Raw genomic sequence first — 26961 nt, forward strand, 5'->3', positions numbered from 1 at the left:
TTTCTCATTCTATCCTCCTTCTCCCCATTTGTCAAGAGCTAATGGTGGGTTTTGTTCTCGTGGGACTCCTTGTGAGAAAGGTAAAGGGCTACCGCTATTCCTACGAGTCCTATTCCGAAAAACAGGAAGTCAATGGAGCCCGTAAACTCGTAGTTGAGGGCCTGCTTGAAGAAGTAAACGGATAAAACCATAACTATGATTTTTCCGAGCTTCGTCTTCAGGTCCTCAAGGTTTCTCACTATGAGTATGCGGGAGCTTCTTTCGTCCCTCTCCGCAGGGTCTATCTTTGAGATAAAGAGCTCGTATATTCCGAGGGCGAAGATTATCAGGAATGTCGCTATGAGAAAGAGGTCAAGGGAGGCTATAACGGAGCCGAGTATCTTTTTCTGGAATACCGCAACATTTCCTGTCTTCAGGAGTTTATATACGGGGTAAAAAATCTCGTAAATTCCCGCTAAAAAGAGAAGGAGCGATGCAATCAGGGATGCCAATACCGCTATGAGGACGAGAAGTCTTGAGTGCCATAAGAAGTTCTCAAAGAACTGTTCCAGCTTTTTCATCAGAGGTGTATTTTACCTTTGAACTCCCTTTCAAGCTCCCTTTTTATGGCTTTCTCTTTCAGCTCCCTTCTCCTGTCGTGGAGCTTCTTACCTTTTGCAAGGGCTATGAGAACCTTAACTTTGTTGTTCTTCCAGTAAAGTTTCAGGGGGATTATAGTGAGTCCCTTTTCCTGAACCTTTCCCGCAAGCCTGAGGATTTCCCTTTTGTGAAGGAGGAGCTTTCTTTTTCTCAAGGGGTCGTGGTTCTCTATGGTCGCGTACTTGTAGGGTGCTATGTAAAGGTTGTAAAGCCAAGCTTCCCCGTTCTCAATTCTAACAAAGCTATCCTTGAAGGATACGGTTCCTTTATTTCTCAGGGATTTTACCTCTGAGCCTTTAAGGGCTATGCCCGCTTCGTAAGTTTCAAGGATTTCGTATTTCTGTTTTGCCTCTTTGTTTTCCGCTATCGGGATTATTTTCTCGCTTTTTCCCATCCTAAGTAATTTATCCCATTTTCCTTAAAAAGCTTTAAGAGCTCCTTAGCTCCTTCTATCGTCTTTTCGCTCCTTATTCCCATAAGTCTCGCGACTTCTTCTATCTTTTCCTTCTCGCTCAGCTCCCTTATTTCTACCTCCGCTTTCCCGTTTAGAACTCTCTTCTCGGTTCTGTAGTTGTGGTCTCCCGCAGCACACAGAGGGGCGGAGTGGGTTATCACTATGACCTGCATCTTTCTGGATAGATCTTTCAGGAACTTAGCAACCTTCAGGGAGGTCTCTCCGCTTATTCCCGTATCTATCTCGTCAAACACGTAGGTTTCGCTTACGGGCAGAACCGTTGAGAGCGCGAGAAAGAGTCTTGAGAGCTCCCCTCCCGATGCTGTTTCCCCTACGGGCCTTACGTCCTTTCCATAGGAGGAAAAGAGGAGCTCTACTTTGTCTATGCCGTGCCTTGAGGGCGTAGTTTCTTCTATGGAAAACCTGAGCTTTGCATCCCTTAGGTTTAACTCCTTGAGTATTTTCTCAAGCTCATTTTCAAGTTCCTTTGCTTTTTCCCTTCTTATCCTTGATACTTTCCTCGCTATTCTGAAGTATTTTTCTCTTAAAACTTCCGTTTCTTTTTTCAATTTTTCCTCAAGGGAATCAAGGTCCATGTCTTTTAGCTCTTCCTTCATTTTTTCAACTTCTTGGTATATTTGAGTAAAGGGCTTTCTGTACTTTTCTTCAAGTCTCTGGGCTCTGTAAAGTTTCTCGTTTATAGTTTCAAGTTCAAACTCGTCAAAGTTTGGGAACTTATCAAGAAGATGGGAGTAAATCTCGTAAACATCTTCGCTTAGTTTTTCTATTCTCCCTTCCAGTTTCCGAAAATCCTCGGATATACTTGAAAGCCTTGATATTTCCTTTAAGATATGTCCGAGGTTTGTGTAAACGGAGTTTTCCCCCTCGTAAAGTAAGCCGATGCTTTTTGAGAGGGCTTCCGCTATCTTCTGGGAAGCTCTTATGTTTTTCTCTTTTTCCTTCAGCTCCTCGTATTCTTCTGGGGTTATTCCTACCTCCTCAAGCTCTTTTATTCTGAACTCAAGGTAATCCCTGTTTTTTATGAACTCCTCTCTTTTTTTGAGGAATTCCTCAAGCTCCTTTTCCTTCTTTTTCCAGAGGATATAACTTTCTTCAAGCTCCTTGAGGTCCAGGTTTGCGTATGTGTCAAGAACCTTTCTGTGGAAATCGCTTCTGAGAAGGTTTATAAAATCGTTCTGTCCCTGTATTGATACTCTGCTTTTTAGTATCTCGGATACAACACTTTTGGTCGTTCCCCTACCGTTGAGGAAATACCTGCTCCTTCCTTTCTTTACCTCCCTTCTCAAGATTACCTCTTCATCTCCGAGGAGCTCAACTTCCACCGCGGTTCCTTCGGGGTAGTTTCCGGGGGCACCCATGAGGAAGGAAAGGGCGGATATGGTCATGGATTTTCCCGTTCCGGTTTCCCCCGTTATGACGTTTAGACCTTCCCCGAATATGATTTCCGCTTCCCTTATGAGAAAGAAGTTCTTTATGTAGAGCCTTCCAATCATAGGAAAAAGCCGGCGGTGGGATTCGAACCCACGACCTCAGGCTTACGAAGCCCGCGCTCTACCGCTGAGCTACGCCGGCTAATTATTAAAATTTAACGGATAAGGTATGGGAATTCAAGACCGCAATTTGTATTAAAATATTTTATTGCCTTAAATACTTTACGGAGGTATGGGAAGAGATGGTTCTGCCTAAAGACGTTAAGTGGAATCTCATAAGGGAATACCAAAGGCACGAGAGCGATACGGGCTCTCCCGAGGTTCAGATTGCAATCCTCACCGAGAGGATAAACAGGCTTACGGAACACTTGAAGAAACACAAGAAGGATATACACTCAAGGAGGGGACTTATCGGAATGGTTAACAAGAGAAGGAAGCTCCTTGAATACCTCAGGGAGAAGGATTATGCAAAATACTTAGAGGTTATCCAAAAACTCAACCTGAAGGTTAAGTAAAGATGAAGGTGGAGGAAAGGGCACGGATAGGAAACTCGGAAGAGCCCATCATTATAGAAACTGGGCATTACGCCAAGCTCACGGACGGCTCGGTTGTAGTAAAGCAGGGCGGGACCGCGGTTCTCGTCACCGCGGTTATGTCAGAGGAGAAGAACACCGAGGTTGATTTTACCCCCCTCGCGGTTGATTACAGGGAAAGGGCTTCCGCATACGGAAGGATTCCGGGAGGTTTTACGAAGAGAGAGGGAAAGCCCACCGACAGGGAGATTCTCGTATCCCGTGTGATAGACAGACCCTTAAGACCCCTCTTCCCGGAGGGATTTTTCCACGACGTTATAATAACCGCTCTCACACTTTCGGCGGACGACAAGTACGACCCCGATGTCCTTGCGATAACGGGGGCTTCAGCGGCCCTTCATATATCAAGGATACCTTTTGAGGGTCCAGTTGCTGGTGTGAGGGTCTGCAGGGTAAACGGGGAGTTCATAGCAAATCCAACATACGAACAGAGGAAGGAGGCGGACCTTGAGATAGTAATGGCGGGGACGAAGGACGCTATAGTTATGGTTGAAGGGGGAGGAAAGGAGATTCCCGAAGAGGTTCTTGCGGAAGCTCTCTTCTTCGGTCTTGAGGCGATAAAGGAAGTAATAGAGGCCCAAGAAAGGCTGAGGGAAAAGGTAGGAAAACCTAAGTTTGAGTACGAAAGGCTTGAGCTTCCTGAGGATATTCTGAGAGCCCTTGAGGAAGAATGCACACCCAAGATTCTTGAGGCCTTCAAGATAAAGGACAAGAAGGAGAGATACGACACTCTCGACAAGATTGTTGAGGAGTTCATAGAAATTCACCAAATTCCCGAGGAGCTCCAGTTTAACGTTAAGTATTTCTACAAGAAGCTTGAAAGCAGGTTAATGAGGGAAAAGATACTCAAAGAGGGTGTCAGGATAGACGGAAGAAAGCCCAACGAGATAAGGCCCATATGGATAGAGGTTCACCCCTTTGAGAGACCTCACGGAAACGCCATATTCACCCGCGGACAAACTCAGGCATACGTTACGGTAACGCTCGGAACACCCGACGAAGCCCTGATAATTGAAACAATAGCGGAAGGGGAGGTTTTCAAGAGGTTTATGCTTCACTACAGCATGCCCCCCTTCTCGGTAGGTGAGGCAAAGCCCTGGGGTCCCCCGAGGAGAAGGGAGATAGGACACGGAGCCCTTGCGGAAAGGGCTATAGAGCCCCTTCTTCCTCCCGAGGAGGATTATCCCTTCATCATCCGTGTGGTTTCGGACATCCTTGAGTCAAACGGCTCAACCTCAATGGCAACGGTGTGCGGTGCTTCACTCGCATTGTTTGACGCGGGAGTTCCCATAAAGGATAACAAGCACGTTGCGGGCATAGCTATGGGCCTAATCCTTGAGAAGGACAGGTACGTAATACTCTCGGACATACTGGGAGATGAGGACCACCTTGGTGATATGGACTTCAAAGTCGCGGGAACGAGGGACGGTATAACCTCTGTCCAGATGGACATAAAGGTAAAGGGAATTACGAAGGAGATAATGCTTGATGCCCTAAAGCAGGCAAGGGAAGGAAGGCTTCACATACTTGAGAAGATGTATGAGGCCATTCCCGAACCCAGGAAAGAGCCCAATCCTTACACACCCAGGGTTGAAGTTATAACCGTTCCCGAGGAGAAGGCTCCCCTGATAATAGGACCGGGCGGTTCAACGGTTAAGAAGATTTACGACGAGACGGGCGTTAAGGTCTGGGTAGGAGAGCAGGGAAGGGTTTACCTCTTCGTATATCCCGGCGGAGACCTTGAGAAGGCAAAGAAGATGGTTGAGGATATAGTAAGAGAAGTGGAAGTGGGGGCCGTTTACGAGGGAACGATAACCAGGGTGGAACCTTACGGCGTATTCGTAGAACTCTGGCCGGGTAAGATAGGGCTTCTCCACGTCTCAAAGATGGCGGAGCCCGTAAAGAGTGCAACCGAGAAGTATAAGGTGGGCGAACAGATAAAGGTTAAGGTTCTTGACCTTGACGAGCTTGGAAGACCGAGGTTTACAACGATAGGTATTGAGGACGGGGAAAAGAAGGAAGCCCTAAAGCCCGGTCAGGTGATAGAGGGAAAGGTCGTAAGGGTTGAACCATACGGAGCCTTTATAGAATACTCACCCGGGAAGACGGGACTCCTTCACGTCTCAAAGATGAAGGAAAAGGTGAGGGACGCAAGACAGCGTTATAAGGTGGGTCAGAACGTAAAGGTTAAGGTTCTTGACATAGACGAACAGGGAAGACCCCGCTTTACAGAGGTATGAACAGGGTTTTACTGAAAGTTAAAAGGCTTCCCCACGCGGAGGACCTTCCCCTTCCCTCATACGCAACTCCCCACTCCTCCGGACTTGACCTGAGGGCAGCCATAGACGAACCAATTAGGATTAAACCTCTTGAGAGAGTAGTCATACCTACGGGGCTCATTCTTGAGATACCCGAGGGTTATGAGGGACAGGTGAGACCGAGAAGCGGTTTGGCACTGAAGAAAGGCCTCACGGTTCTGAACGCCCCGGGAACTATAGACGCGGACTACAGGGGCGAAGTTAAGGTAATCCTTATAAACCTTGGAAACGAAGAGGTTGTTATAGAGAGGGGGGAGAGAATAGCCCAGCTCGTTATAGCTCCTATCCAGAGGGTTAAAGTTATTGAGGTTGAAGAGGTTTCAAGAACCGAGAGGGGAGAAGGAGGTTTCGGGAGCACGGGAACTAAGTGAGAATTTCCCTAATCTCCTGAATTACCTTCTCGGGATTTTCCTTATACCTCTTTCCGAGCTCTATGGCCTCTTCTTGGGATATAAAGCCCTCCCTTCTCAGTATCTGGAGAAACTGCCTCACGTTTGACGGATTTTTCTTAAAGGTTCCCCTGTCAAAGTCTATTACGTAAACATTTCCTTTCTCGTCCACGAGGACGTTCTTTCTTATGTCGCTGAACTCGTCCCTGTTTATCCCGAGCCTGTCAAGGATGTAGGCTCTCTCGAGAACCTCCCTTAAAATCCTTTTCTTTTCCTCTTCGTTCAATTTTAGCTTCCCGTAAGGTTTTCCCTCTATGAACTCGTAAACGAAGAAGTCCTCACCTTTCGCGATAATCTGGGGAAAGCCTTCAAGACCTTTTAACTTTTCAAGAATTTCCGCCTCCTTCTGAATGGCCTTCACCTTATCGGGAGCTTTTGCCACCTTTACCGCAACCTTCTTCCCGTTGTAAACCGCCTTATAAACCCTTCCCCTCCAGCCCTCTCCGAGCTCTTGAACCTCCCTGAGGAATCTTTTGAAGTCCTCAAACCTCATAGCATATATTTAATAAGAATGGTAAGGGACATAGTTATATACCCGAACGAAATCCTGAAAAAACCAACCGAGAAGGTTGATGTAATAGATAAAGAGGTTCAGAATCTTATAAGGGATATGTTTGAAACGATGTATAACGCCGAAGGTGTAGGGCTCGCCGCAAACCAGATTGGCGTTCCCCTCAGCGTAATGGTCATAGATACATCTCCCAAGGAGGACGCTCCCCCCTTAAAGCTCGTTCTGATAAATCCAGAAATTGAGAGCGGGGAGGGAAAGATAAAGTATAAGGAGGGGTGCTTATCCTTCCCAGGGCTGAGCGTTGAGGTTGAAAGGTATGAAAAGGTTAAGGTAAAGGCATTAAACGAACACGGGGAGCCCGTTGAGCTCACCCTTGAAGGATTTCCCGCAATAGTCTTTCAGCACGAGCTTGACCACTTGAAGGGTATTACCTTCGTGGATAGGCTTAAGGGATGGAGGAGGAGAATGGCCCTCGAGAAGTATAGGAAACTTCTTAAAGAAAGGGCTTGATGGGGGCCCTTGAGACTTTAAAACGCTTGAAGGGAGTTCACTTCCTCTCTCCGAGGGATGAGAAGGTTATAAGGATTTTAAGGGAGGAATACAAAATTCCCGAGGAGGTAATTGAGGAAGGCCTTGAGGAATGTCTGAAGGGTGTAAATCCTCTGAAAAGGAAAAAGTATCCCGCATACAGGTGCATAAAGAAGGTTCTTGAGCTTTACAAGCTAAAAAAGAGAAAGGAGAGGAAAGAGCTCAACTGGTTGAAAAGGTTTAAGGAGAAGCTAAGTCTTGTGGAGGATATAATAAACGTCTCGGAAGTTCCAAAGCCCTCAAGCGAGGAGGAGGCTGAGAGAATCCTCAGGGAGGTTGAGGGAAGGATATTCAAGAGGTTGTGGGAAAGCCTTGAGAAGGAGGAGAAGAAAAGAATTGTTTATAAGCTCAGGGATGTAAGGGAGGAGGACGAGGAGCTCTTTAAGGAGCTCGTTAAAGACGAGCTCAGAAAACGCTTCGGCATTCCCTACCTTTCGCTTTACATTGAGTAAACTTTTAACTATGAAAAAGGTTGAAAAAATAAAGAGGGTAAAAGGAGAACTCAGAGTTCCGTCGGACAAGTCAATAACCCACAGAGCTTTCATCCTCGGCTCCCTCGCAAGCGGTGAGACGAGGGTTGTAAATCCCCTAATTTCGGAGGATACGAAGGCAACCCTTGATATACTGAGGATGCTCGGAACGGAAGTTGAAGAAGGAGAGAATGAGATACTCATAAAGGGAAGGAACTACCTTTTTAGAGAGCCCGAAAATGTTCTTGATGCGAAAAACTCGGGAACAACCGCGAGGATAATGCTCGGCGTGTTATCAACACAGCCCTTCTTCAGCGTCCTTACCGGGGACGAGAGCTTAAGGAACAGACCGATGTTAAGGGTTGTCGAACCTTTGAGGGAGATGGGGGCAAAGATTGACGGAAGGGAGGAGGGAAACAGGCTTCCCCTATCGGTGAGGGGAGGAAAGCTAAAAGGCATATCCTTCTTCAATAAACGCTCTTCCGCTCAGGTGAAGAGCTCCCTCCTGCTTGCAGGGTTGAGAGCGGAGGGAATGACGGAAGTTGTGGAGCCTTACCTCTCAAGGGACCACACGGAGAGAATGCTTAAGCTCTTAGGTGCGGAGGTGATAACAGTCCCAGAAGAGAGGGGGCATATAGTTAAGGTAAGGGGAGGGCAGGAGCTTCAGGGGACTGAGGTTCACTGCCCTGCGGACCCATCTTCCGCCGCCTACTTTACCGCACTCGCAACCCTCGCACCCGAGGGAGAAATCCTCCTAAAAGACGTCTTACTTAACCCCACGAGGGACGGATTTTACAGAAAGCTTAAGGAGATGGGGGGGAACTTTGAGGTTGTAAACTACAGGGAGATATCAAACGAGCCTATAGGGGACCTTCTCGTTAGACCCGCCGAAAGCCTAAAGGGAATAAAAGTATATCCCGAAGAGGTTCCGTCGCTGATTGACGAGATTCCTATACTCGCTGTTCTTATGGCTTTTGCGGAAGGGGTTTCGGAGGTGAGGGGAGCAAAGGAGCTGAGATACAAGGAGAGCGACAGGATAAGGGCTATAGTTAACAACCTGAGGAAGATGGGTGTAAAGGTTGAGGAGCTTGAAGACGGCTTCACAATTGAGGGAGCAAAAGAGTTAAGGGGTGCGAGAATAGAAACATACAGGGACCACAGGATAGCTATGGCCTTTGCGATTGCGGGGCTTGTGATAGACGATGAGTTAATCATAGACCACCCCGAGTGTGTAGCTGTATCTTATCCCCAGTTCTGGGAACATATCCTTCAAGTTGTGGAGTTCTAAGATGAAGGTAAAAGAGGTTCAGGATTTAATAAAGGAAAAGGAACTTGACGCCTTTATGTTTTCCTCTCAACCTAACGTTTTTTACCTTTCCCGCTTTCGCTCAACCCACGCTTACGTCATCCTCACACCCGAAGAGAAGCACCTCCTTACCGATGCGAGATATTACGAGAGGGCAAAGGAGGAGCTAAAAGACTGGGAGGTTCACCTCATAAAGGGAATTCCCTTTAAGTTCATAAAGAAGTTCTTGAGGGAAAGGGGACTAAAATACGTAGGTTTTGAAGAGGACAGGGTGAGCTGCACCTTCAAGAGAAGCCTCAAATCTAAATACGTAAGATGGATAGGATTTTCGGGTTTTCTGAAGAAAATTAGGGCAATAAAGACACCTCAGGAGATAGAGATAATGAAGGAGGGGGTGAGAAGGAGCGACAGGATTTATAGGGAGCTTCTTGAGTTTGTAAGACCGGGTATGAGCGAGCTTGAGGTTAGGGGCTTCATAGTTGGAAAGATATTTGAGCTCGGGGGAGAGGGAGAGAGCTTTCCCGCAATAGTCGCAAGCGGGGAGCATTCCGCAATACCCCACTGGGAAACTTCAAGGAATAAGATAAAGGAGAAGGCCCCCCTCCTTATAGATATGGGACTCCTCTGGGAGGGATACTGCACCGATTTTACGAGAACCCTTTACATAGGGAAGCCCGATGAGGAGTTTAAGAAGGTTTACGAAATAGTAAAGGAAGCCCACCTGAGGGCCCTTGAGAAGGCAAAGGCAGGAAACACGGTGGGGGACGTTGATAAAGCAGCAAGGGAGTATATAGAGAAAAAGGGATACGGGCAGTTCTTCACCCACTCAACGGGACACGGGGTCGGCGTGGAGATACATGAGTTTCCGAGGGTTTACTACAAGGGAGAAGAGAGTAAAACACCGATAGAGGAAGGTCTCGTTTTCACGATAGAGCCCGGAATATACCTTCCCGGTAAGTTCGGCGTTAGGCTTGAAAATATCGTTGCGGTAAAAAAGGGCGTGGGAGAGCCTCTGTCGGAGGTAAGCCTTGAGCTTATTACGCTTTAGCGTTCCTGTTTACAACAAGTGTTCCGCACCCTCCCAGCTTATCCCTTCTGAACCTCGTTGAGAGGGTAACCCTGATTCCGTAGGACCTGAGAAGCAGGAAGGCTTTCTCATACTCCTCAGGAGATACGGGCCTAAACTCGTTAAAGGTTTTATTGTAGTAAAGAAGCGTTATGCCAACACCGAGCTCCCTCGCAATGCCAGCAAGCTCCCTTAAAGCCCTTTCAGAGTCATTTACACCTTTCAGAAGAAGATAAGCAAGGCTTACCTTATTCCTCTTTCTCTTTGAGAGTTTCGGAAGCTCTTCTTTCAGAGTATTTATTAACTCTTTCAGGCTTCCCCCGTGGGGAATGAGTAGTTTCCTGAGCTTTTCGTCCGTTGCGTGAAGGGATATGGTGAGTCCCGAATGGGGAAGGTGAAGAAGCTCCTTCAGGTGCTTAGTGGGAAAGCCCGTCGTGTAGAAGGAGACCTTTAGCCCCCTTTCCTTGAACTTAAAAAAGGCTTCCCTTACGTTTTTCCAGTTCATAAGAGGCTCGCCTATTCCCGCTACAGCTATTTTCCGTATGGGATATTTTTTTTTAAGGAGTTCATACTGACCGAAAATCTCATCAGCTGTAAGATTCCTTATTAGGCCGTTTTTTCCCGAAGCACAGAAGGGACACCTTATACCGCATCCCACCTGCGTTGATACACAGAGTGTATCCCCCCTGTAAAATACCGACTCAACGGTGTAGCGGTCCTCAAGCTCAAATAAGAAGAGGGTGTTCAGCTCACTCCGTAGAACTTCCGATAATCTCATGTTCCGTTGCCTCTTCGTAAACTCCCCTCCTGCAACAGCTTCCACAAGCCCTGCAGTGCTCAAGAACTCTTTCGTATCCCTTGGGGAGTATGTCCCTTATGCCGAGCTCTATCTTCTTTCCACTTTCCTCATACTCAATTACCACGAGCTCCCTTATGGGGTCAACCTCCCTTAGCATCACCTCCTGTTTGTTGAAGCAGAGCTTCGTTCCAACCTCGGGAAGGAGGAACTTAACGAGGTAGTTCTCCCTCTCAAAGGCCATACAGCAGACGAGCCTTCCACAGGGACCCGTAAACTTTGATGGGGAAAGGGGGAGGTTCTGTTCCGTTATATCCCTCAGGGATATGGACTCAAAGCTTTCCATGAACCTTGAACAGCAGGTCTCCCTCATGCATCTCCCCACCCATCCCTTCATCTGAACCGCATCCCTCACTCCTATTTGCCTCATCTCTATTCTTCTTTTGAATATCTTCGCGAGGTCCCTCACGAGCGCCCTGAAGTCAACCCTCTGCTCCGCTATGTAGTAGAAGAAAACCTTTTTTCTATTGAGGGGTATGTAAGCCTTAAGAAGATGCATATCAAGCTTGTGCTCCTTTATCTTCTCCTTGCATATCTCGTAGGCCCTCTCGCTCTCCTTTAGATTTCTCTCAAACTGGGTGAGGTCCCTCTTCGTAGCCACTCTCACAAAACTGGGAGTTAGGTCGTTCTTCGGAGGCTCCTTTGAGTATCCGAGAACCTCAACGATATCCTCACCCTTTTCGGGGTCCTCTATAACTACTTTCTGGCTCTTTTTAAGGGGCTCTTTAACCCCCACAAGCGTACCTATTTTGTTCGTATCTATGTATCTAATTTTCAAGTATTCCACCTTCAGACCTCCTAAGGATTAAGTTAAAACAGATTAAAACTCTAAGCAATCAGGAGAGTGTATTGGCGGAAATTTCAATAAGCCAGAGGGTTCCATTTATCCCCCTCGGAATCCCTTCTTTCATGAGCCTAATCTTATCAAGAACTAAAGACGTCTCCTCGCTCGGTTTTCTCATAAGAAATGTCTCAAGGAGGTCAAGGAAGAGCCTTTTTTCCTCCGCTTCCCAGTTTTCAAACTCCGTAGCTATTTTATAGACCTCGTAAGGTTCCTTTTCAAGGAATTTCTTTGCCTTATCTATTAAACCTTTCTTTTCCTTGAGGAGGAGGGCTTTTTTTAGACTACCTTCCGAGAGCTCCGCTATCTCCTCGTCAACATTCGCAAGCCTTATAACCTCCTCTTTCGTGAAGCCTTTAAACTCAACCTGAAAGGTTCTTGAAAGTATCGTTGGGAGGATTGCGGACCTCCTTGAGGTCGTGAGGATGAACGTCGTATCCGCCGGTGGCTCTTCAAGGACTTTGAGAAGGGCATTCGCGGACTGGTTAGTCATTGTGTGGGCATCGTCTATAAGTATTATCTTTCTCCTGCTGAGGGCGGGTCTTATATAGGCGAACTCTTTTGTCTTTCTTATCTGGTCTATTTTTATGTAGTTCCCGTGGGGAATTACGACTATAAAGTCGGGGTGTTCTCCCATCAGATAAACGAACTGTTTCTTTCCGTCCTTCTCCTCATAAACTTTTAGGTCTTCCGTTTCCCCTTTAAAGAACTTTTCTTTTAGCTCGTTTACGTGTTTGCAGGAAGGGCAATAGTTACAACCCCAGGGCTCGCCTTTCAGGCATAAAACGCCTTTAGCAAATTCAAAAGCGGTATATGTTTTTCCGCTTCCCTCCTTTCCGTAAAAGAGAAGGCCTCCGGGTATTCTTCCGAGTTTTATAAGGTTTTCAAGGAACTTTTTTTCCATACCGATATAATTTAATTTTATGATTTCCCAGGAACTTCTTAGCTACGCTCAGGAAAAGGTAGAAAAAGCCAGAAGTGTTCTGAGGGAGCTTTCCTCCCTGAAAACGGAAGTTAAGAATAAAACACTCCTCAAGATAGCGGAGCTTATAGATAAAAACAGGGATTACATAAAGGAGGAAAACGAGAAGGATATACAGAAAGCGAAGGAGATGGGACTCAAGCCCGCTGTCATAGACAGGCTCGTTCTGAACGACAAGAGAATTGACGGGATGATAAAGGTTCTGAAGGACGTTGCGAGCCTTCCCGACCCCGTGGGGGAGATAATAAAGATGTGGAATCTTCCCAACGGGCTTAAGGTCGGTAGGATGAGGGTTCCCCTCGGGGTTATCTTCATCGTTTACGAGTCAAGACCAAACGTAACGATAGAGGCGAGCTCCCTCTGTATGAAGTCCTCAAATGCGGTAATCCTCAGGGGAGGAAAGGAGGCTGTAAACTCAAACAGGGCACTCGTTAACCTTATAAGGGAAGCCTGCAGGGAAACGGGATTTCCCGAGGAAGCGGTTCAGTTCATAGACAGAACGGAAAGGGAGATTGTGTGGGAGCTCCTCAAGATGGAGGGAAAGATAGATGTCGCTATCCCGAGGGGAGGGGAGAGCTTAATAAGGGCTGTTGTTGAACACGCAAAGGTTCCCGTAATAAAGCATTACAAAGGCGTATGTAATATATACGTTGACGATGAGGCGGACCTCAACAAAGCATATCACATAGTTTATAACGCAAAGGTTCAGAGACCTTCCGTGTGCAACGCTGTTGAGAATCTCGTGATAAACAGGAAGATACTTAAGGAGTTCTTCCCGAGAATGGCTTACTACCTCGGAAAGGCGGGCGTTGAGCTCAGATGCGATGAGGAAAGCCTTGAGGTTATAAAGAGCGAACCGAGGCTCTCCTTTGTAAACGCAAAGCCCGCAACGGAAGAGGATTACTACGAGGAGTTCTTAGACCTCATCCTTGCGGTTAAGGTTGTTGAGGATATAGACGAGGCTATAGCCTTTATAGAGAAATACGGCTCAAAGCACTCGGACGCTATAATAACCGAGAACTACACGAAGGCTATGAAGTTCCTGAGGGAGGTTGACTCAGCCGCGGTTTACGTTAACGCCTCAACAAGGTTCACGGACGGAAACGAATTTGGTCTCGGGGCAGAGATGGGAATATCAACCGACAAGATTCACGCAAGGGGTCCCATGGCACTTGAGGAGCTAACTATACCGAAGTTCGTAATACTCGGAGAGGGACAGGTGAGGGATAACTTCGGAGTTCCCGAGGAGTGGTTAAGGGAGTTTTAAACCTTATATTCAAGAATTGAGGGAGGTGTGATATGGCAAAGAAGCCCATAAAGGAAATCCTTGATAAATGCATGACGAAGGTTGAGGAACACTACAAACTTAAGGAGCTTTACCAACAACTGAGTCAGGGGCTAAACGTTGAGGACGTTTTACAGGAAACGGTGGAAGACTACAAAGAGAAGATGGAAAAGTATATCCTTGAGGTCCTTGAGGAGATAAAGAGATGCGAAGAGATGGCACAAAGCCTGAGGACCGAACAAAAGGAGGAAGCGGTTGAAGAACTGAGGGAGTGTGAGAAGGACCTGTACTGCACAATAGCGGAGCTGTTTGAGCTTTACCACTTCTTCAGGGAGCTTGAGACCTTGAGCAAGGAACAGCTGAACGAGGCGGTCAGTATTCCCGTTGATATCGTTTACGAGCTCTTTATAAAACTCAACAAGTCCTAAGCCTTCTCAATCTCCTTCCCCTTTCTCCTTGATAGCTTTCCGAGGAAAACCGAAATCTCGTAAAGAAGTATAAGGGGAATAGCCATAAGAACTTGGGTGGATACGTCTGGTGCTATGATAGCGCCTATGAGGAAAGCGATAACAATGAAGTATTTCCTAAACCTTGAGAGCTGTTCGGGTGTTACTATTCCCGCCTTCTGGAGGACGTATAAAACTATCGGCATCTGAAAGGCTATGCCGAAGGCTATAACCATCTTGAGAACGAAGCTCACATACATATCAACCGAGAGGTAAGGGGTTGCGAGAAGCTGGGAAAAACCGAGTCCCAAGAGGAATTTAAGGGCGAGGGGAAGAACAACGAAGTAGGCAAACAGGGCTCCAAGGAGGAATAAAGTTATTGAGCCGAGAAGCAAAGGTATGAACATACGCTTCTCGTGAGAATACAGGGCGGGTTCTATGAACCTCCACATCTGGTAGAGTATGACGGGGGAGGCGAGTATGAAGCCCACCGCAAGGGATATCTTTATGAGAATGAATAAGGGCTCCGTCGGAGAAAGGGTTATTAGTTCAACGTCGGGGTAGCTTTCCATAACGGGCCTTTTCAGAACCTCAAACACATTCTTCGCAAAGTAGAAGGAAACTCCGGAACCTATAAGGAAGGCTACTATTGAAACGATTAACCTATACCTTAGCTCCCTCAGATGTTCCGTCAGAGGCATTTCCGGAAGCTTTTCCCTTTCGCTCATCTTTTTCATTTTCCTCTATTTTTTCCCCTTCGTAAACATCTTCAAGCTCCTCTTTTAGCTCCTCCGCTATGTCCTCGGGAGGTTCTTCCTCTTTTAGTTCCTTTTCCTCTTCCATTATTTTCTTGTTAAGTTCCTGAACGTAAGCCTCCATCTTTATCTGGTCTATAAGCTCCCTCGCCTGTCTTGCAAGCTCACCGAGCTTTGTTGCAACGTTTAACATACCTTCGGGACCTAAGAAAATAAAAGCTATTATGAGGATTAAGAGAAGCTGAAGTTCCATAGTAAGTTTATTTTAAGTTTAAAAAGGGAAAAAAGGAGAGCCCCCAACCCTCCGGCTCCCCGCAGGGGTCAGAAGTAGAACTGAGCCTGTATCTGATGAACCACCTGGTCGTCTTCCTTCTCGTTATCAATTAAAACGGCGTTATAACTCCATTTTACCTTATGGGATTTAATATAGTGGTTAAAACCTAAGGTGTATATATCCTTGTCCTTATCCTTGTAGTCATACTTAACGTGTTCATACCTGAATGCGGGCTCAAGCTTTCCGAAGTTTGCAAGGTCAAAGAGATAACCTCCTTGAATATACCAGCCCTTTTCCTTCATATCAAGCTTGTCGTATTCCATGTGAACGTATTCCGCCTGAGCGGTAAGAACACCGGGTCCAAGTGCAAACCTCCCGAATATATCCGCTCCCCAAACGGTTCCCTCTTCGTCTTTGTAAGTTCTTGAGTCCTTTGTAACGTCAAAGTTTGAGTTCTTCGCAAAGGAAACACCTACGCTGATAACATTCCCCTTGTTCTTCTCCCCTATACCCGTGTCGTCCTTCTTCTTTTCCACAAAGCCCGGAGGTGAGAACTCAAGCCTTATTGCATAAAGGTTTCCGAACTCTGTATCCGCACTGACGCTTCCACCTGTCTTATTCTCATCTTCTATTGAACCCCCATCTCCTATGGCGAGCATATACCTTATAACTCCTTTCATTATCTTTCCGTGGAAAAGTATATGGTTGTTGTCGTATTCTCCGAGCCACTTCTTAGCGTCTTCCGTTGAGAAGGGTCTTTCTATTAGGAGCTGTCTTGAGGAGGATGTGAGGGATACCCTTGAGTAGGGAAGCTTCTTTATACCGAACCTTATCCCGAACTCGTCCCTTATTACCCAATCCGCGTAGGCATACTTAACACCAGCTTCAGGAGCGTGATAAGACTTTTTCCCCTTCTTAAAGTCGTAATGCCTGTCCGCTTTGTCCGCCTTCAGGGTGAAGTTGAGCTTTAGCTTCTTACCTAAAGGTATTTTCTTCCACGTTCTTGAAACCTCAAGCCTTACCCTTCTCAGATAAAAATCGCTTTTCGTCTTATAATCGTCATTTTCTTTGTATATGTCTCCCGCATCAATTCTCGGTTGGAGCCTTATCTTAACCTTTAAATGTGGATGAAACTTTGACTTTTTCTTAATCTCCTTAGCCTCTTCGCTGGTTAAAACACCTTTTTCCTCAAGCTTTTTGATAAGGTCGTTTAATGCATCGTCTGAAGCAAAAATAAGAGAGGGGATAACCGCAAATATTAAAGCTGTTTTTCGCATTTCCTTACCTCCGTTTGAATTTTAATGGGATTTTCCTAAAAATTTGTTAATTTTCTGTTAATTTTTCCCTTAATAAAGGCTTAACACAGGGGCATTAAAGGTTTTTACAGGAGGTGTGAGATGGAGAAATGGCTCCTCTGTGATTTTCACATTCATACGAATATGAGCGATGGAAGTCTTTCGCTGAGGGAGGTGGTTGACCTCTACGGGGAGGCGGGGTTTGATGTCATTGCGATAACGGACCACATCTTTGACGGGAAATACTTAAAGAGATTAAAGGAGAGGGGGACAAAAGTTCCTTCAATAACAATTGAAAACTTTAGGGATTACATAAAGCTCCTGAAGGAAGAGTCAAAGAGGGCTTGGAAGGAATACGGAATGATACTCATTCCCGGCTTTGAAGTCACGAATAACACGGATAAGTACCATATAGTCGTTCTTGACGTTGAAGAATACATAGACCCCTTCATGAGCGTTGAGGCCATAACCGAGCTGGTGAGGGAGAGGGGAGGGATAAGCATAGCAGCTCATCCCGAAAAGAAGGAAAGCGACAGGGAGCACCTCTCAAAACATCTTTACGAGAACATGGAGAGTTTTAAGGAGCTTTTTGACGTATGGGAGGTCGCCAATCAGTTCGATTTATTTAACTCGGTAAACCTCGCGGGTTGCAGGATTGTTGCTAACTCGGACTTCCACCATCTTCACCACTTCTTTTCCTGGAGGACCCTTATAAAAACTTACAGGGATAAGGAAGCGGTAAAGGAAGCACTCAGGGAAAATGAGAACGTGGCGATAACCTTCTTCTCCCCAAGGTTCAATAAGGAGAAGGAAGCGGAAAAGGCTGAGGAGTTAATCCTTCTTTAAGAGCCCCTTTATCCTGTCCATAAATCCTTCTTCTTTGTATATTCCTTCTTCTCCCATAAGCTCCGCAAGCTTTTCTATTAACCTTCTCTCCTTCTTTGATATGTTTTTAGGAACGCCTATCCTTATGTGAATTATGAGGTCTCCCCTTCCGCCGTTGTATGGGTATCCTTTTCCGGGAATTGTTTTTGTCGCTCCGCACTCGGTCCCGGGCTGTATGAAAACCTCTTCCTCCTCTCCCTCAAGGGTTGGGACTTTAACCGTTCCTCCAAGAACCGCAACGGGATAGCTTATTACTTTCTCCATATGGAGGTCCTTTCCCACCTTCTTAAACACGGGGTGTTCCTTCAGAACCACCTTCAGGTATAAATCCCCGGGCTTTCCTCCGAAATAACCGAGGTGTCCCTTTTCGGGAACCTTTAAAACCTCTCCCTCTTCCGTTCCCGGTGGAACTGTTATCTTTATCCTGTGCTGAACGGAGACCCTTCCCCTTCCGTAGCAGGTGGGACAGGGGTTCTTTATTATGAAGCCCTTTCCTTTACAAACGGAGCAGGGCCTCGGGAAGTTGAATATACCGCTTACTCTTCTTCCTTCTCCGTTGCAGGCATGACACACAACCGTTTCCGCCTCTCCCCTTACTCCCATTCCTTCACAGTCGGGACAGTCCGCCCATCTGTTGTAGGTAATCTCCTTCTCACAACCGAGCCCGGCCTCCTCAAGGGTGAGGGGAAGTTTCATCTTTATGTCCTGTCCCTTTCTCGGCCTTCTCTTCTTTCCCTTTTCCCCCTGTATTATGCTCTCAACAAACTCCTGTATGTATTCAAGAAAGTCCCTGAACTTCCCGACGTCGTTCCTGCTCAGTATTGCGTCATACTCGGAACGTCTCTCGTCGTCAACGAGAACGTGGTAAGCCTCGTTAATCTCCTTGAACTTCTCGGCAGCCTTCGGGTCGGGATTTATATCGGGGTGATATATCCTTACGAGCTTCCTGTAGGCCTTCTTTATCTCTTCCTTCGTTGCGTCCCTGCTCACTCCGAGAATCTCGTAATAATCCTTAATCTGCGTAGCCATCAATTTTAAGAATTTCTATCAAAAGGCTTTATGCTTCAATTAATTCTTTTAATAAAGGTATAAAAGAGGGGAAAGGGAATCACTTGGCATACTCAACGTGCCTGGTTTCTCTTATCACGACAACCTTTATCTGTCCCGGGAAGTCAAGCTCTTCTTCAATCTTCCTTGCTATTTCCTTTGAGAGGAGGTAAGCCTCTTCATCGGAAATCTCTTCGGGGTTCACTATGACTCTTACCTCCCTTCCCGCCTGAACAGCGTAAGCGTTGGCAACTCCTTTAAAGGATTTGACTATCTCTTCAAGCTTCTCAAGTCTTCTTATGTAAGCCTCAAGGGTCTCCCTTCTCGCTCCCGGCCTTGCAGCGGAGAGTGCATCAGCGGCGCAGACAAGTGCAACCTCGGGATATCTCACGGGCTCCTCGTCGTGGTGTGCCCTTATAGCGTTTATAACCGCGTCGGGTTCTCCGTATTTTCTTGCAAGCTCAACGCCTATGTCGGTGTGAGAACCTCCAAGCTCGTGGGAGATAGCCTTCCCTATATCGTGGAGGAGTCCAGCCCTTCTTGCGAGCTTCGCGTCAAGCCCGAGCTCCTCAGCCATCAACCCGGCTATGTAGGCGACTTCTTTTGAGTGGAGTAAGACGTTCTGGGAGTAGCTGGTTCTGTAGTAGAGCTTACCTATGTAGTAATAAAGGCCCGGATTTATGTCGTGGAGTTCAAGCTCGTAAACGGTTTCCTCTCCGAGCTTCCTTATCTTCTCGTCAAACTCCCTCTTTACCTCGTCAACGACTTCCTCTATCCTTGCGGGGTGTATCCTTCCGTCCGCAATGAGCCTCTGGAGGGCTTCCTTTGCTATCTCACGCCTTAAAGGGTCAAAGGAGGATATGGTGACGATATCGGGAGTGTCGTCTATTATGAGGTCAACGCCCGTGAGAATCTCAAAGGTTCTTATGTTCCTTCCTTCCCTTCCTATTATCCTTCCCTTAAACTCGTTGCTCGGAAGCTCAACCGTTGTCGTTGTGTAGTTTATGGCTATCTGAGGGGAAAGTCTCTGAACCGCTGTTGCTATAACCTTTTTGGCTTCAAACTCAGCCTTCCTCTTTGCGTCCTCTTCAATGGCCTTCATAAGCTTTATGGCATCCTTTCTCGCCTCTTCCTCAACCTTCTTCAGGATTTCCTGTCTCGCTTCCTCTATCGTTAGCTGGGCTATCCTCTGGAGTTCCTCAAGCTCCCTCTTCTTTAGCTCCTCTATCTCTTCCCTTTCCCTTCTCAACTCCTCTTCCCTTTCCCTTAGCTCCTCCCTGAAGTTATCAAGGCTTCTCTCAAGCTCCTTTAACTCCCTTTCTCTGTGGAGGAGCTCCTCTTCCCTTCTCTCTATGCTCTCCCATCTCCTATCAAGGTGTCTCTCCTTAGCCTGTATGCTTTCCTCCCTCTCTTTGAGCTCCTTCTTCCTTCTCTCAATCTCCTCTTTCAGCCTTTCTATCTCTTCCTTCGCCTCCTTCAGGAGCTTTTCCGCCCTCTCTTCCGCTTCCTCTATTATCTTCTTAGCCTCCTCTTTGGCGTCGCTTATCAGCTTTTCCGCTTTCTCCTTTGCCTCCTTCAGTATGTTTTCCGCTTTTTCCTTCGCTTCTCCGAGGTCGGGCTGAGGAACGTAGATGGGAGCGGGTTCGCTTTTCCTTCCTAAAACGTTTTTGCCAAGATACACACCAATTGCAACAGCTACGATTACCAAAAGGATACTAATGAACTCCATTTCTCAACCTCCTTATGTTTTTTTCGGTGATAATAATATCAACGGGAACGTCCCAGGGGTCTCTGGGAAGTTTATCAACAACTTGAAAGGAGTAAGCAACGCCTACCTTGGGAGACTTCACGCCCTTTAGAAGTCTGTCGTAATAACCTTTTCCGAAGCCGAGCCTGTATCCTTCCTTATCAAACACAACGCCGGGGATAACAAAAAGCTCAACCTCCTCGGGTGATACCTTTTCTCCTTCCGAGGGCTCGGGTATGCCGAAACTTCCTTCCCTCAGGCAGGAGATATTCTTTACTCTGTAAAGCTCAAGCTCCTCTCCCTTTACCTTGGGAAGGATTAAGGCATTTCTCTTTATGAGCTCGGGAAAGAGGGATGTAAGGTCGGGCTCTCCCTTCACAGGGCAGTATAAGAGAACGCTTTTTGCCCTTTTATACTCGGGGAGAGAGCTCAGATTTTCAGCTATCTTCCTTGAAAGTAAACGCCTCTCCTCTTCCGATAAACCTATACGTTTATGTAAAATCCTCTTTCTTAAGCTCTCCTTTAACAACTCTTCCGCCTCCTGTTTCCAGGAGGGGAAGGCAAGAGGGGAATCCACCCTGCCGTAGCACGGGAAGTGCCGTGGGCCTCAAAACTCTTAGGTGGGTAGTCCCTCGGGAGTCCCTAAGGAGCTCCCGAAGAAGACTTCCCTACAACCCACGGTGTAGGCCCCATTGACAGCTTCCGTGCCACGAACAGGGCAGACCCTAAGCCCTGAGCTTTATACCATACCTTCTCTCAAGCTCTTCAACAAGCTTCCTGACAAGCTCGTTAACCTCTTCGTCCTTCAAGCTCCTTTCCGCACTTCTCATAACGAGTCTTATCGCAACGCTCTTCTTGCCTTCCCCTACCTTTTCGCCCGTGTAAACGTCAAAAACCCTAACCTCTTCCAGCAGGTCTCCCAGTTGCGACTTAATGTCAATTAATAATTTATTCACATTAAACTCTTTGTCCATTATGAGGGCTATATCCCTTACAACGGGTGGGAATTTTGAAACCTTTCTGTATGTGGGCTTCTTGACCTTACTTAAGACTTTCTCAAGTTTTATCTCTCCAATGAACACGTCTCCCCTCAGCTCAAGGGCTTTCGTTATCTCGGGATGGAGCTTTCCGAAGAATCCTACCTTCTCATCGTCAACAAAGAGTGAAGCGGATATATACGGATGAAGAAATCTCTCTTCTTCCCTTTCAATAATCGGTTCTATACCGAGAAGCTCAAAAATCCCGTGTATTGCTTCGCTAAACTCGTAAGGGGTCCACAGCTCTTCCTTGAGGGTCCTTTTCTTTCTTCCCTTTACAAGCAGTCCGAGCCTCGTTTCCTCCCCTTCTTTGTTGAAAACCTTTCCGAGCTCAAAAATGGCCTGGTCGTAGTTGTAGTTCCTGTCGTTGTAAACAGCGGTTCTCAGTAGGGAGGTTATAAGGGTGCTTCTCATATACCTCTGGGTCGGGTTAAGGGGGTTTATTACCTCAACCTCGGGAAGAGGAAGACCGAGTAGGTTGTAAAGCTTCCCGTCCTCAAAGGAGAAGTTTATCACCTCGTAAAATCCCCTATCCCTCAGGTAAGCCCTCACCTTTTCCTCGTAGTCCTCAGGATTCTTTGAGAAGGAGGGAAGCTTAAGAACTTCGGAAGTGTAGCTCCCGTATCCCTTTATCCTCATTATCTCCTCTATGATGTCAACGTCCCTTGTTATGTCAAAGCTTCTGTGGGAGGGAACGTAAACTTCTACACCGCAACGCATAATCTCGTGAGGTATCTCAAGGGCATTCAGTATTCTGCTAACCTCCTCGTTCTTGTACGGCTCTCCCGCATACCTTATATACTTCCCCTGAGGAAGGAATACCTTCTTTGGTTCGTATTTCCGGGGGTAAATGTCCCTAACAGCTATAACCTTCCCCCCTGCATACTTGAGGATTAGGGAAACCGCATAATCCTGAGCCTTGTCCACCCTCTCAATATCAACGTTTCTCTCAAATCTGTAAGAGCTTTCCGTGTTTATGCCGAGTTTTTTTGAGGCTTTTCTCACCCTGTAGGGGTTGAAGTAGGCACTCTCAAGGAGAATGGATGTCGTTTTCTCGCTTATTCCGCTCTCAAGTCCACCTATCACCCCCGCTACAGCAAGGGGCTTTTCCCTGTCCGCTATTACGAGTATGTCCTCATCAAGCTCCTTTTCCTCCCCGTCAAGGGTTATGAGCTTCTCCCCTTTGTGGGCACTTCTCACAACTATCCCGCCATTAACCTTTGAGAGGTCAAAGGCGTGAAGGGGCTGTCCGTCCCTTAGCATTACGTAGTTCGTTATATCAACAACGTTGTTTATAACCTTTATCCCGCACTGCCACAGCCTCTTCTTTATCTCTATGGGAGACTCCCCTATCTTAACGCCCTCAATTACAACACCCCTGTATCTCCCGCAGTCTTTGTCCCTTATCTCTATTGAAAGCTCCCCTGTTTCCGAAAAGCTTTCTTGTTCTTCTTCCTTTTTCTTCAGTCCGAATATGGCACTTATATCCCTTGCCACACCCCTTACCGAGAGCATATCCCCCCTGTTTGGTGTTATATCTATCTCTATAATCTTCTCTCCAAAGCCTAAGATTTCCCTCGCATCAGTTCCGGGTTTGAACTCCTCCTTAATCTTCAGGACGCCCTCGCTTTTTTCCTCAAGCCCGAGCTCCTGCGCGGATAGGAGCATTCCCTTTGAAACAACGTCCCCAAACTTCCTCTCAGTTACGCACATATTCCCTACCTTGGCGTTCGGGAGGGCAACTAATACCCCGTCCCCCTTACTTACGCTTTTGTCAGCGGTAACAACGTCAACAAAAAGGTGTTCCTGAACCTGAACCTTTAAAAGGTTAAGCCTCCTGTCCTCGGGGTGTTCTTTAACTTCAACAACTTTTCCGAAAACGACGCCGTCTATATCTATGCCGAAGGTCTCAACGGTTGCCTCAACGCTTCTCAGGGAAAGCTGTTCCGCTATCTCTTCGGGTGTTATTCCGTCAAGCTCTACGAATTCGGATAGCCACGTGTAGGGAACTTTCATAATTGATTATTTTACCCGAGGAGTTGTAAATTTAAGTTTTATGGACAAGAAGTTTGACAAGGAGCTTGATATAAGGGGTGAAGTCTGCCCCTTTACGTTCGTGAAAAGCAAGCTCGCCCTTGAGACGATGGAGCCCGGACAGGTTCTCAGGGTGATTGTCGATTATCCCCCTTCCGCAGAAAGCGTCCCCAAAAGCATGAGGGAAGAAGGTCAGGAGGTTATTGAGGTAAACCAGATAGGCGATAATCTCTGGGAGATAATAATAAGGAAGGTGAGATGAAGGTTCTCATATTCATAACGAGCGTGCCTTACGCCAAGGACTACAACACGGTAAGAAACTTAACGAGGAAGCTGTGCGAAAAGGGACACGAGGTTGTTATATTCCTTTCTGGGAACGGGGTTTACTACCTCCTCAGACCCGATGCGGAAGAATTAAAAAACTTCGGTGCAAGAGTTCTCTTTTGCAGTCACTCAGCCCATCAGAGGGGCGTGAAAGAATCTCCCCCTTGGGCGGAGAGCAGTTCAACCTACAACATGTCAAGAATGCTTAAGGATTTTGATAAGGTGTTGTGTTTTAATTAATGAATAATGAAGAAAGTTGTCCACATACTCAAGGGTGACCCCTTTTCCTGGAAGTCCCACGAGGCTATGAGGGTTGCAACAGCAACGGGAATAAACAACGAAACCTACTTTGTATGCATAAGGGACGGGGTTTACTTCCTAACGAAGTGGGAACCCGAAAAGCTCGGTATAGACAGCCTCGAGAAGTTCTGGGAAACCCTTGATTTTATAAACCTCACGCTTATTGCGGAAGAGGAATCCCTTCACGACAGGGGCATAACGAAAAACCAGCTGGCGGTTAAAAGCGTAAACGTAATGAGTTCGGAAGAGATAGAGAAACTCATAAAAGAGTCTGACTTTGTTTTCGTATGGTGATATGAAGTTCCTTATCGTAGGTGTAGGAGCGATAGGAAGCGCTTACCTCGCTTTTTTGACGCGTGCCGGCTACGAAGCGGTAGGGCTTGTTAGAAGAAATCCCATAAACCGCATAAAGGTTGAGGGTATATGGGGTGAGTTTGAGGTTCCCGTGAAAACATACACAAGCGTTCAAGAAGTTCCCTTTACTCCCGATTTAATCATCATCTCGGTAAAATCCTACGATACGGAAAGTGCTCTAAAAAGCGTAAAACCTCTCGTTAATGAGAAGAATTACGTAATGATTGCCCAGAACGGATATGGGAATTACGAGAAGGCGGTTGAGCTCTTCGGTGATGGTAGGGTTATCCTCTCAAGGATTATTTTCGGCTCAAAGGTTATAAAGCCCGGGCATATAAGGATTACGGTATCTGCGGACGACGTTGTTATTGGAGACCCTTCGTGGAAGATAAAAGAGGAGTTTTTAAAGAAGCTTGCGAGGATTTTTACCGAAGCGGGGATACCCACGAGGTATGAGAGGGATGTATATAAATACCTGATAGATAAGGTGATTTATAACAGCGCGTTAAATCCACTGGGAGCTCTTTTTGAGGTGAATTACGGGAAGCTTGCGGAAAATCCCTACACAAAGGAGCTGATGGACAGGGTAATAGAGGAGATATTTGATGTTATAAAGGCCTGTAATATACCGACTTTCTGGAAAAGTGCGGAAGAATACAAGAGGGTTTTTTACGAAAAGCTCGTTCCGCCTACCGCTGAGCATTTCCCTTCAATGCTTGAGGATATAAAGAAGGGAAAAACTGAAATAGACGCTCTTAACGGGGCGATAGTTACGCTCGGAAGGAAGTGCGGAGTTAATACACCCGTTAACGAGTTTATAACGAAGATGGTAAAGGCAAAGGAGTTATTCAACCTTAAGAACGCTTAAGAAGGCCTCCTGAGGGAGCTGAACCTTTCCGAACTGCTTCATTCTCTTCTTACCTTCCTTCTGGTTTTCAAGGAGCTTCTTCTTCCTCGTCACGTCTCCCCCGTAGCACTTTGCTGTCACGTTAGCCCTGAGGGGCTTTATCCTCTCGGAGGCTATAACCTTACCCCCCTTTGCCACCTGTATGTGAACCTCAAAGAGCTGTCTCGGAATCGTTTCTTTCAGCTTTTCCGCAACCCTCCTTGCGAACTTCTGCGCCCTGTCCTTGTGAACTATGAAGGAAAGGGCGTCAACAGGTTTCTTATTTATGAGAACCGTGAGCTTAATAAGCTCGGAGGGTCTGTATCCTATAAACTCGTAGTCGTAGGAGGCGTATCCCCTTGATACGGACTTAATCTTATCGTGGAAGTCAACTATTATCTCGGAAAGGGGCATCTCATACTCAAGGTAAACGGTATTTGGGTCAAGGTAGCTCATGTTCTTCTGAATGCCCCTCTTTTCCTGACAGAGCTGTATTATGGGTCCGACGTAATCCTTCGGTGTTATTATCGTCACGAGAACGTAAGGCTCCTCAACGTATTCTATGAGTCCCGCGTTATCGGGAAAGTCCATCGGGTTCCTTACCTCTATAACCTCGTCGGTAAACTTCTTCTTAACCCTGTATATAACGTTTGGTGCTGTCGTTATTATCTTCACCCCGTATTCCCTCTCAAGTCTTTCCTGAACTATCTCCATGTGGAGGAGTCCGAGGAAACCTACACGGAATCCCATACCGAGGGCAGGGGAGCTTTCGGGCTCGTAAACTATAGCGGCATCGTTTATAGCATACTTCTCAAGGGCGTCTCTGAGCTCCTCGTATGTGGTATCTTCCGCGGGGTATATACCCGCGTAAACCATGGGTTTTGCAGGCTGAAATCCCGGAACGGGTTCTTTAGCGGGTCTCTTAGCGTGAGTTATCGTATCCCCTATCCTTATATCCCTAACGTCCTTTATTGATGCTGCTATGTATCCAACGTCTCCTGCCGAAAGCTTTTCAAACTTAGTCATCTTGGGTGTCTGGGCTCCGACTTCTGTGACCTCGTAAGTTCTTCCCGTTGACATGAGCATTATCTCGTCTCCCGGCTTCACCTCCCCGTCAAATATCCTGACGAAGGCAACCGCTCCCCTGTATGGGTCGTAATAGGAGTCAAAGATAATCGCCTTAAGGGGTTTCTTGGGGTCTCCCTTCGGGGGCGGAATTCTGTTAACTATCGCCTCAAGGATATCCTCTATTCCTATGCCCTCCTTGGCGGAGGCGAGAATTGCCTCCTCGGGGTCAAGCCCGAGAACCTCCTCAATCTGTTTCTTAACCCTATCAACGTCCGCCGAGGGAAGGTCTATCTTGTTTATAACGGGAATTATCGTAAGGTCCTGCTCAACTGCCTTCCAGAAGTTCGCAACGGTCTGAGCTTCTATACCTTGAGATGCATCTATCAAAAGAAGTGCCCCCTCGCAAGCGGCAAGAGCCCTTGAAACCTCGTAAGAGAAATCAACGTGCCCGGGCGTGTCTATCAGGTGAAGCTTATATGTGTTTCCATCCTTCGCCTTGTAAAACATTCTGACCGCTTGCATCTTAACGGTTATTCCCCTCTCCCTCTCAACGTCAAGGGTGTCAAGGAGCTGTTCCCTCTTCTCCCTTTCCGTTATCGTTCCCGTGAACTCAAGGAGTCTGTCCGCGAGTGTGCTCTTTCCGTGGTCAACGTGTGCTATTATGCAGAAGTTCCTGACCTTGCTCAAATCCTCCATGGTT

The 26961-nt window shown here is 46.8% G+C and carries 29 protein-coding genes, 1 tRNA gene and 1 other RNA gene; 14 read left to right on the forward strand and 17 right to left on the reverse strand.

Annotated elements, in window-relative coordinates; genetic code table 11:
* Positions 1–38 precede the first annotated feature (38 nt).
* From ACYQZ0_RS00220 to ACYQZ0_RS00235, 4 genes are all read right to left on the reverse strand, one after another.
* Entirely contained in the window at positions 39–560 is a 522-nt protein-coding gene (locus ACYQZ0_RS00220) for a YqhA family protein (RefSeq protein ID WP_459774363.1), read from the reverse strand.
* Entirely contained in the window at positions 560–1033 is a 474-nt protein-coding gene (gene smpB / locus ACYQZ0_RS00225) for an SsrA-binding protein SmpB (protein WP_459774364.1), read from the reverse strand. The genes ACYQZ0_RS00220 and smpB overlap by 1 nt, the downstream gene beginning before the upstream one ends.
* A complete protein-coding gene (recN, locus tag ACYQZ0_RS00230) occupies positions 1012–2607 on the reverse strand; it encodes a DNA repair protein RecN (protein ID WP_459774365.1) in 1596 nt (531 codons plus the stop codon). The genes smpB and recN overlap by 22 nt, the downstream gene beginning before the upstream one ends.
* A gap of 7 nt (positions 2608–2614) precedes the next feature.
* A tRNA-Thr gene (locus ACYQZ0_RS00235) sits at positions 2615–2686 on the reverse strand.
* A 100-nt stretch (positions 2687–2786) separates the two neighbouring features.
* Here ACYQZ0_RS00235 and rpsO point away from each other — a divergent pair.
* Genes rpsO through dut form a run of 3 tightly spaced genes read left to right on the forward strand, consistent with a single transcriptional unit; the run spans position 2787 to position 5826 of the window.
* Positions 2787–3059 carry a 30S ribosomal protein S15 gene (rpsO, locus tag ACYQZ0_RS00240; protein ID WP_459774366.1) on the forward strand — a complete coding sequence of 91 codons (273 nt, stop codon included), beginning with the start codon at positions 2787–2789 and terminating at the stop codon, positions 3057–3059.
* Positions 3060–3061: 2 nt separating this feature from the next.
* Entirely contained in the window at positions 3062–5377 is a 2316-nt protein-coding gene (locus ACYQZ0_RS00245; RefSeq protein WP_459774367.1) for a polyribonucleotide nucleotidyltransferase, read from the forward strand.
* On the forward strand, positions 5374–5826 hold the full coding sequence (gene dut, locus ACYQZ0_RS00250; RefSeq protein WP_459774368.1) for a dUTP diphosphatase: 453 nt from the start codon (positions 5374–5376) through the stop codon (positions 5824–5826). Before ACYQZ0_RS00245 ends, dut begins: the two co-directional genes overlap by 4 nt.
* Here dut and ACYQZ0_RS00255 read toward each other — a convergent pair.
* Positions 5819–6397 (reverse strand): phosphotransferase, encoded by a 579-nt coding sequence (locus tag ACYQZ0_RS00255; RefSeq protein ID WP_459774369.1) that lies wholly within the window; start codon positions 6395–6397, stop codon positions 5819–5821. The genes dut and ACYQZ0_RS00255 overlap by 8 nt on opposite strands.
* An 18-nt stretch (positions 6398–6415) precedes the next feature.
* On the opposite strand from ACYQZ0_RS00255, the gene def reads away from it, so the two are divergent.
* Genes def through ACYQZ0_RS00275 form a run of 4 tightly spaced genes read left to right on the forward strand, consistent with a single transcriptional unit; the run spans position 6416 to position 9827 of the window.
* Positions 6416–6925: a peptide deformylase gene (gene def / locus ACYQZ0_RS00260; RefSeq protein ID WP_459774370.1), complete on the forward strand. Its 510-nt coding sequence runs from the start codon at positions 6416–6418 to the stop codon at positions 6923–6925.
* Complete coding sequence (locus tag ACYQZ0_RS00265; RefSeq protein ID WP_459774371.1) at positions 6925–7455, forward strand: hypothetical protein; 531 nt, start codon at positions 6925–6927, stop codon at positions 7453–7455. The genes def and ACYQZ0_RS00265 overlap by 1 nt, the downstream gene beginning before the upstream one ends.
* A 10-nt stretch (positions 7456–7465) precedes the next feature.
* Positions 7466–8761 (forward strand): 3-phosphoshikimate 1-carboxyvinyltransferase, encoded by a 1296-nt coding sequence (gene aroA / locus ACYQZ0_RS00270; RefSeq protein ID WP_459774372.1) that lies wholly within the window; start codon positions 7466–7468, stop codon positions 8759–8761.
* Between the two features lies 1 nt (position 8762).
* Entirely contained in the window at positions 8763–9827 is a 1065-nt protein-coding gene (locus tag ACYQZ0_RS00275; protein WP_459774373.1) for a M24 family metallopeptidase, read from the forward strand.
* Here ACYQZ0_RS00275 and ACYQZ0_RS00280 read toward each other — a convergent pair.
* The 3 genes from ACYQZ0_RS00280 to ACYQZ0_RS00290 are packed head-to-tail and all read right to left on the reverse strand — an operon-like array spanning position 9817 to position 12446.
* A complete protein-coding gene (locus ACYQZ0_RS00280) occupies positions 9817–10623 on the reverse strand; it encodes a radical SAM protein (RefSeq protein WP_459774374.1) in 807 nt (268 codons plus the stop codon). The genes ACYQZ0_RS00275 and ACYQZ0_RS00280 overlap by 11 nt on opposite strands.
* Positions 10595–11488, reverse strand: a complete 894-nt coding sequence (locus tag ACYQZ0_RS00285; protein ID WP_459774375.1) for a PSP1 domain-containing protein — start codon at positions 11486–11488, stop codon at positions 10595–10597. Before ACYQZ0_RS00285 ends, ACYQZ0_RS00280 begins: the two co-directional genes overlap by 29 nt.
* A 49-nt stretch (positions 11489–11537) precedes the next feature.
* On the reverse strand, positions 11538–12446 hold the full coding sequence (locus ACYQZ0_RS00290) for a DNA polymerase III subunit (protein ID WP_459774376.1): 909 nt from the start codon (positions 12444–12446) through the stop codon (positions 11538–11540).
* A gap of 19 nt (positions 12447–12465) precedes the next feature.
* Between ACYQZ0_RS00290 and ACYQZ0_RS00295 the strand changes: the two genes are divergently transcribed.
* The gene (locus ACYQZ0_RS00295) at positions 12466–13791 is read left to right on the forward strand and encodes a glutamate-5-semialdehyde dehydrogenase (protein WP_459774377.1); all 1326 of its coding nucleotides are present in this window, start codon (positions 12466–12468) and stop codon (positions 13789–13791) included.
* A gap of 32 nt (positions 13792–13823) precedes the next feature.
* Positions 13824–14237 (forward strand): hypothetical protein, encoded by a 414-nt coding sequence (locus ACYQZ0_RS00300; protein WP_459774378.1) that lies wholly within the window; start codon positions 13824–13826, stop codon positions 14235–14237.
* On the opposite strand, the gene tatC is transcribed toward ACYQZ0_RS00300, so the two are convergent.
* The 3 genes from tatC to ACYQZ0_RS00315 all read right to left on the reverse strand — a co-directional run bounded on the left by tatC (position 14234) and on the right by ACYQZ0_RS00315 (position 16561).
* Positions 14234–14983, reverse strand: coding sequence for a twin-arginine translocase subunit TatC (gene tatC / locus ACYQZ0_RS00305; protein ID WP_487247134.1), 750 nt, complete (start codon positions 14981–14983; stop codon positions 14234–14236). The two genes, ACYQZ0_RS00300 and tatC, sit on opposite strands and share 4 nt — an antisense overlap.
* The gene (locus ACYQZ0_RS00310) at positions 14919–15263 is read right to left on the reverse strand and encodes a twin-arginine translocase TatA/TatE family subunit (protein ID WP_459774379.1); all 345 of its coding nucleotides are present in this window, start codon (positions 15261–15263) and stop codon (positions 14919–14921) included. Before ACYQZ0_RS00310 ends, tatC begins: the two co-directional genes overlap by 65 nt.
* Before the next feature lie 68 nt (positions 15264–15331).
* A complete protein-coding gene (locus tag ACYQZ0_RS00315) occupies positions 15332–16561 on the reverse strand; it encodes a porin (RefSeq protein ID WP_459774380.1) in 1230 nt (409 codons plus the stop codon).
* A gap of 120 nt (positions 16562–16681) precedes the next feature.
* Between ACYQZ0_RS00315 and ACYQZ0_RS00320 the strand changes: the two genes are divergently transcribed.
* Positions 16682–17425, forward strand: coding sequence for a PHP domain-containing protein (locus ACYQZ0_RS00320; RefSeq protein ID WP_459774381.1), 744 nt, complete (start codon positions 16682–16684; stop codon positions 17423–17425).
* On the opposite strand, the gene ACYQZ0_RS00325 is transcribed toward ACYQZ0_RS00320, so the two are convergent.
* The 5 genes from ACYQZ0_RS00325 to pheT form a co-directional block, all read right to left on the reverse strand.
* Positions 17411–18493, reverse strand: coding sequence for a DnaJ C-terminal domain-containing protein (locus ACYQZ0_RS00325; RefSeq protein ID WP_459774382.1), 1083 nt, complete (start codon positions 18491–18493; stop codon positions 17411–17413). The two genes, ACYQZ0_RS00320 and ACYQZ0_RS00325, sit on opposite strands and share 15 nt — an antisense overlap.
* 79 nt (positions 18494–18572) lie before the next feature.
* On the reverse strand, positions 18573–20240 hold the full coding sequence (rny, locus tag ACYQZ0_RS00330) for a ribonuclease Y (RefSeq protein WP_459774383.1): 1668 nt from the start codon (positions 20238–20240) through the stop codon (positions 18573–18575).
* Positions 20227–20787 carry a 5-formyltetrahydrofolate cyclo-ligase gene (locus tag ACYQZ0_RS00335; RefSeq protein ID WP_459774384.1) on the reverse strand — a complete coding sequence of 187 codons (561 nt, stop codon included), beginning with the start codon at positions 20785–20787 and terminating at the stop codon, positions 20227–20229. The genes rny and ACYQZ0_RS00335 overlap by 14 nt, the downstream gene beginning before the upstream one ends.
* Positions 20788–20824: 37 nt before the next feature.
* Positions 20825–20986, reverse strand: a non-coding RNA gene (gene ssrS, locus ACYQZ0_RS00340) — 6S RNA.
* A complete protein-coding gene (pheT, locus tag ACYQZ0_RS00345; RefSeq protein ID WP_459774385.1) occupies positions 20984–23311 on the reverse strand; it encodes a phenylalanine--tRNA ligase subunit beta in 2328 nt (775 codons plus the stop codon). The genes ssrS and pheT overlap by 3 nt, the downstream gene beginning before the upstream one ends.
* A gap of 40 nt (positions 23312–23351) precedes the next feature.
* Here pheT and ACYQZ0_RS00350 point away from each other — a divergent pair, with 40 nt between their 5' ends.
* The 4 genes from ACYQZ0_RS00350 to ACYQZ0_RS00365 are packed head-to-tail and all read left to right on the forward strand — an operon-like array spanning position 23352 to position 25175.
* The gene (locus ACYQZ0_RS00350) at positions 23352–23591 is read left to right on the forward strand and encodes a sulfurtransferase TusA family protein (RefSeq protein ID WP_459774386.1); all 240 of its coding nucleotides are present in this window, start codon (positions 23352–23354) and stop codon (positions 23589–23591) included.
* Positions 23588–23893, forward strand: coding sequence for a DsrE family protein (locus ACYQZ0_RS00355; RefSeq protein ID WP_459774387.1), 306 nt, complete (start codon positions 23588–23590; stop codon positions 23891–23893). The genes ACYQZ0_RS00350 and ACYQZ0_RS00355 overlap by 4 nt, the downstream gene beginning before the upstream one ends.
* A 6-nt stretch (positions 23894–23899) precedes the next feature.
* Positions 23900–24247 (forward strand): DsrE family protein, encoded by a 348-nt coding sequence (locus ACYQZ0_RS00360; protein WP_459774388.1) that lies wholly within the window; start codon positions 23900–23902, stop codon positions 24245–24247.
* A gap of 1 nt (position 24248) precedes the next feature.
* Positions 24249–25175, forward strand: coding sequence for a ketopantoate reductase family protein (locus ACYQZ0_RS00365; protein WP_459774389.1), 927 nt, complete (start codon positions 24249–24251; stop codon positions 25173–25175).
* On the opposite strand, the gene lepA is transcribed toward ACYQZ0_RS00365, so the two are convergent.
* Complete coding sequence (gene lepA, locus ACYQZ0_RS00370) at positions 25152–26957, reverse strand: translation elongation factor 4 (RefSeq protein ID WP_459774390.1); 1806 nt, start codon at positions 26955–26957, stop codon at positions 25152–25154. The genes ACYQZ0_RS00365 and lepA overlap by 24 nt on opposite strands.
* Between the last annotated feature and the right edge of the window lie 4 nt (positions 26958–26961).

Source organism: Aquifex pyrophilus, assembly GCF_054656935.1.

What these genes read in the sequence shown, in the direction of transcription:
- ACYQZ0_RS00295 (WP_459774377.1), top strand. Translation starts at nt 12,466, where the DNA reads ATGATTTCCCAGGAACTTCTTAGCTACGCTCAGGAAAAGGTAGAAAAA.
- ACYQZ0_RS00360 (WP_459774388.1), top strand. Translation starts at nt 23,900, where the DNA reads ATGAAGAAAGTTGTCCACATACTCAAGGGTGACCCCTTTTCCTGGAAG.
- ACYQZ0_RS00315 (WP_459774380.1), bottom strand. Translation starts at nt 16,561, where the DNA reads ATGCGAAAAACAGCTTTAATATTTGCGGTTATCCCCTCTCTTATTTTT.
- tatC (WP_487247134.1), bottom strand. Translation starts at nt 14,983, where the DNA reads ATGAGCGAAAGGGAAAAGCTTCCGGAAATGCCTCTGACGGAACATCTG.
- ACYQZ0_RS00280 (WP_459774374.1), bottom strand. Translation starts at nt 10,623, where the DNA reads ATGAGATTATCGGAAGTTCTACGGAGTGAGCTGAACACCCTCTTCTTA.
- ACYQZ0_RS00255 (WP_459774369.1), bottom strand. Translation starts at nt 6,397, where the DNA reads ATGAGGTTTGAGGACTTCAAAAGATTCCTCAGGGAGGTTCAAGAGCTC.
- recN (WP_459774365.1), bottom strand. Translation starts at nt 2,607, where the DNA reads ATGATTGGAAGGCTCTACATAAAGAACTTCTTTCTCATAAGGGAAGCG.
- ACYQZ0_RS00220 (WP_459774363.1), bottom strand. Translation starts at nt 560, where the DNA reads ATGAAAAAGCTGGAACAGTTCTTTGAGAACTTCTTATGGCACTCAAGA.
- ACYQZ0_RS00290 (WP_459774376.1), bottom strand. Translation starts at nt 12,446, where the DNA reads ATGGAAAAAAAGTTCCTTGAAAACCTTATAAAACTCGGAAGAATACCC.
- lepA (WP_459774390.1), bottom strand. Translation starts at nt 26,957, where the DNA reads ATGGAGGATTTGAGCAAGGTCAGGAACTTCTGCATAATAGCACACGTT.
- ACYQZ0_RS00365 (WP_459774389.1), top strand. Translation starts at nt 24,249, where the DNA reads ATGAAGTTCCTTATCGTAGGTGTAGGAGCGATAGGAAGCGCTTACCTC.
- ACYQZ0_RS00320 (WP_459774381.1), top strand. Translation starts at nt 16,682, where the DNA reads ATGGAGAAATGGCTCCTCTGTGATTTTCACATTCATACGAATATGAGC.
- ACYQZ0_RS00265 (WP_459774371.1), top strand. Translation starts at nt 6,925, where the DNA reads ATGGGGGCCCTTGAGACTTTAAAACGCTTGAAGGGAGTTCACTTCCTC.
- ACYQZ0_RS00245 (WP_459774367.1), top strand. Translation starts at nt 3,062, where the DNA reads ATGAAGGTGGAGGAAAGGGCACGGATAGGAAACTCGGAAGAGCCCATC.
- ACYQZ0_RS00355 (WP_459774387.1), top strand. Translation starts at nt 23,588, where the DNA reads ATGAAGGTTCTCATATTCATAACGAGCGTGCCTTACGCCAAGGACTAC.
- ACYQZ0_RS00310 (WP_459774379.1), bottom strand. Translation starts at nt 15,263, where the DNA reads ATGGAACTTCAGCTTCTCTTAATCCTCATAATAGCTTTTATTTTCTTA.
- ACYQZ0_RS00275 (WP_459774373.1), top strand. Translation starts at nt 8,763, where the DNA reads ATGAAGGTAAAAGAGGTTCAGGATTTAATAAAGGAAAAGGAACTTGAC.
- rny (WP_459774383.1), bottom strand. Translation starts at nt 20,240, where the DNA reads ATGGAGTTCATTAGTATCCTTTTGGTAATCGTAGCTGTTGCAATTGGT.
- ACYQZ0_RS00350 (WP_459774386.1), top strand. Translation starts at nt 23,352, where the DNA reads ATGGACAAGAAGTTTGACAAGGAGCTTGATATAAGGGGTGAAGTCTGC.
- ACYQZ0_RS00325 (WP_459774382.1), bottom strand. Translation starts at nt 18,493, where the DNA reads ATGGCTACGCAGATTAAGGATTATTACGAGATTCTCGGAGTGAGCAGG.
- smpB (WP_459774364.1), bottom strand. Translation starts at nt 1,033, where the DNA reads ATGGGAAAAAGCGAGAAAATAATCCCGATAGCGGAAAACAAAGAGGCA.
- def (WP_459774370.1), top strand. Translation starts at nt 6,416, where the DNA reads ATGGTAAGGGACATAGTTATATACCCGAACGAAATCCTGAAAAAACCA.
- dut (WP_459774368.1), top strand. Translation starts at nt 5,374, where the DNA reads ATGAACAGGGTTTTACTGAAAGTTAAAAGGCTTCCCCACGCGGAGGAC.
- rpsO (WP_459774366.1), top strand. Translation starts at nt 2,787, where the DNA reads ATGGTTCTGCCTAAAGACGTTAAGTGGAATCTCATAAGGGAATACCAA.
- ACYQZ0_RS00300 (WP_459774378.1), top strand. Translation starts at nt 13,824, where the DNA reads ATGGCAAAGAAGCCCATAAAGGAAATCCTTGATAAATGCATGACGAAG.
- aroA (WP_459774372.1), top strand. Translation starts at nt 7,466, where the DNA reads ATGAAAAAGGTTGAAAAAATAAAGAGGGTAAAAGGAGAACTCAGAGTT.
- pheT (WP_459774385.1), bottom strand. Translation starts at nt 23,311, where the DNA reads ATGAAAGTTCCCTACACGTGGCTATCCGAATTCGTAGAGCTTGACGGA.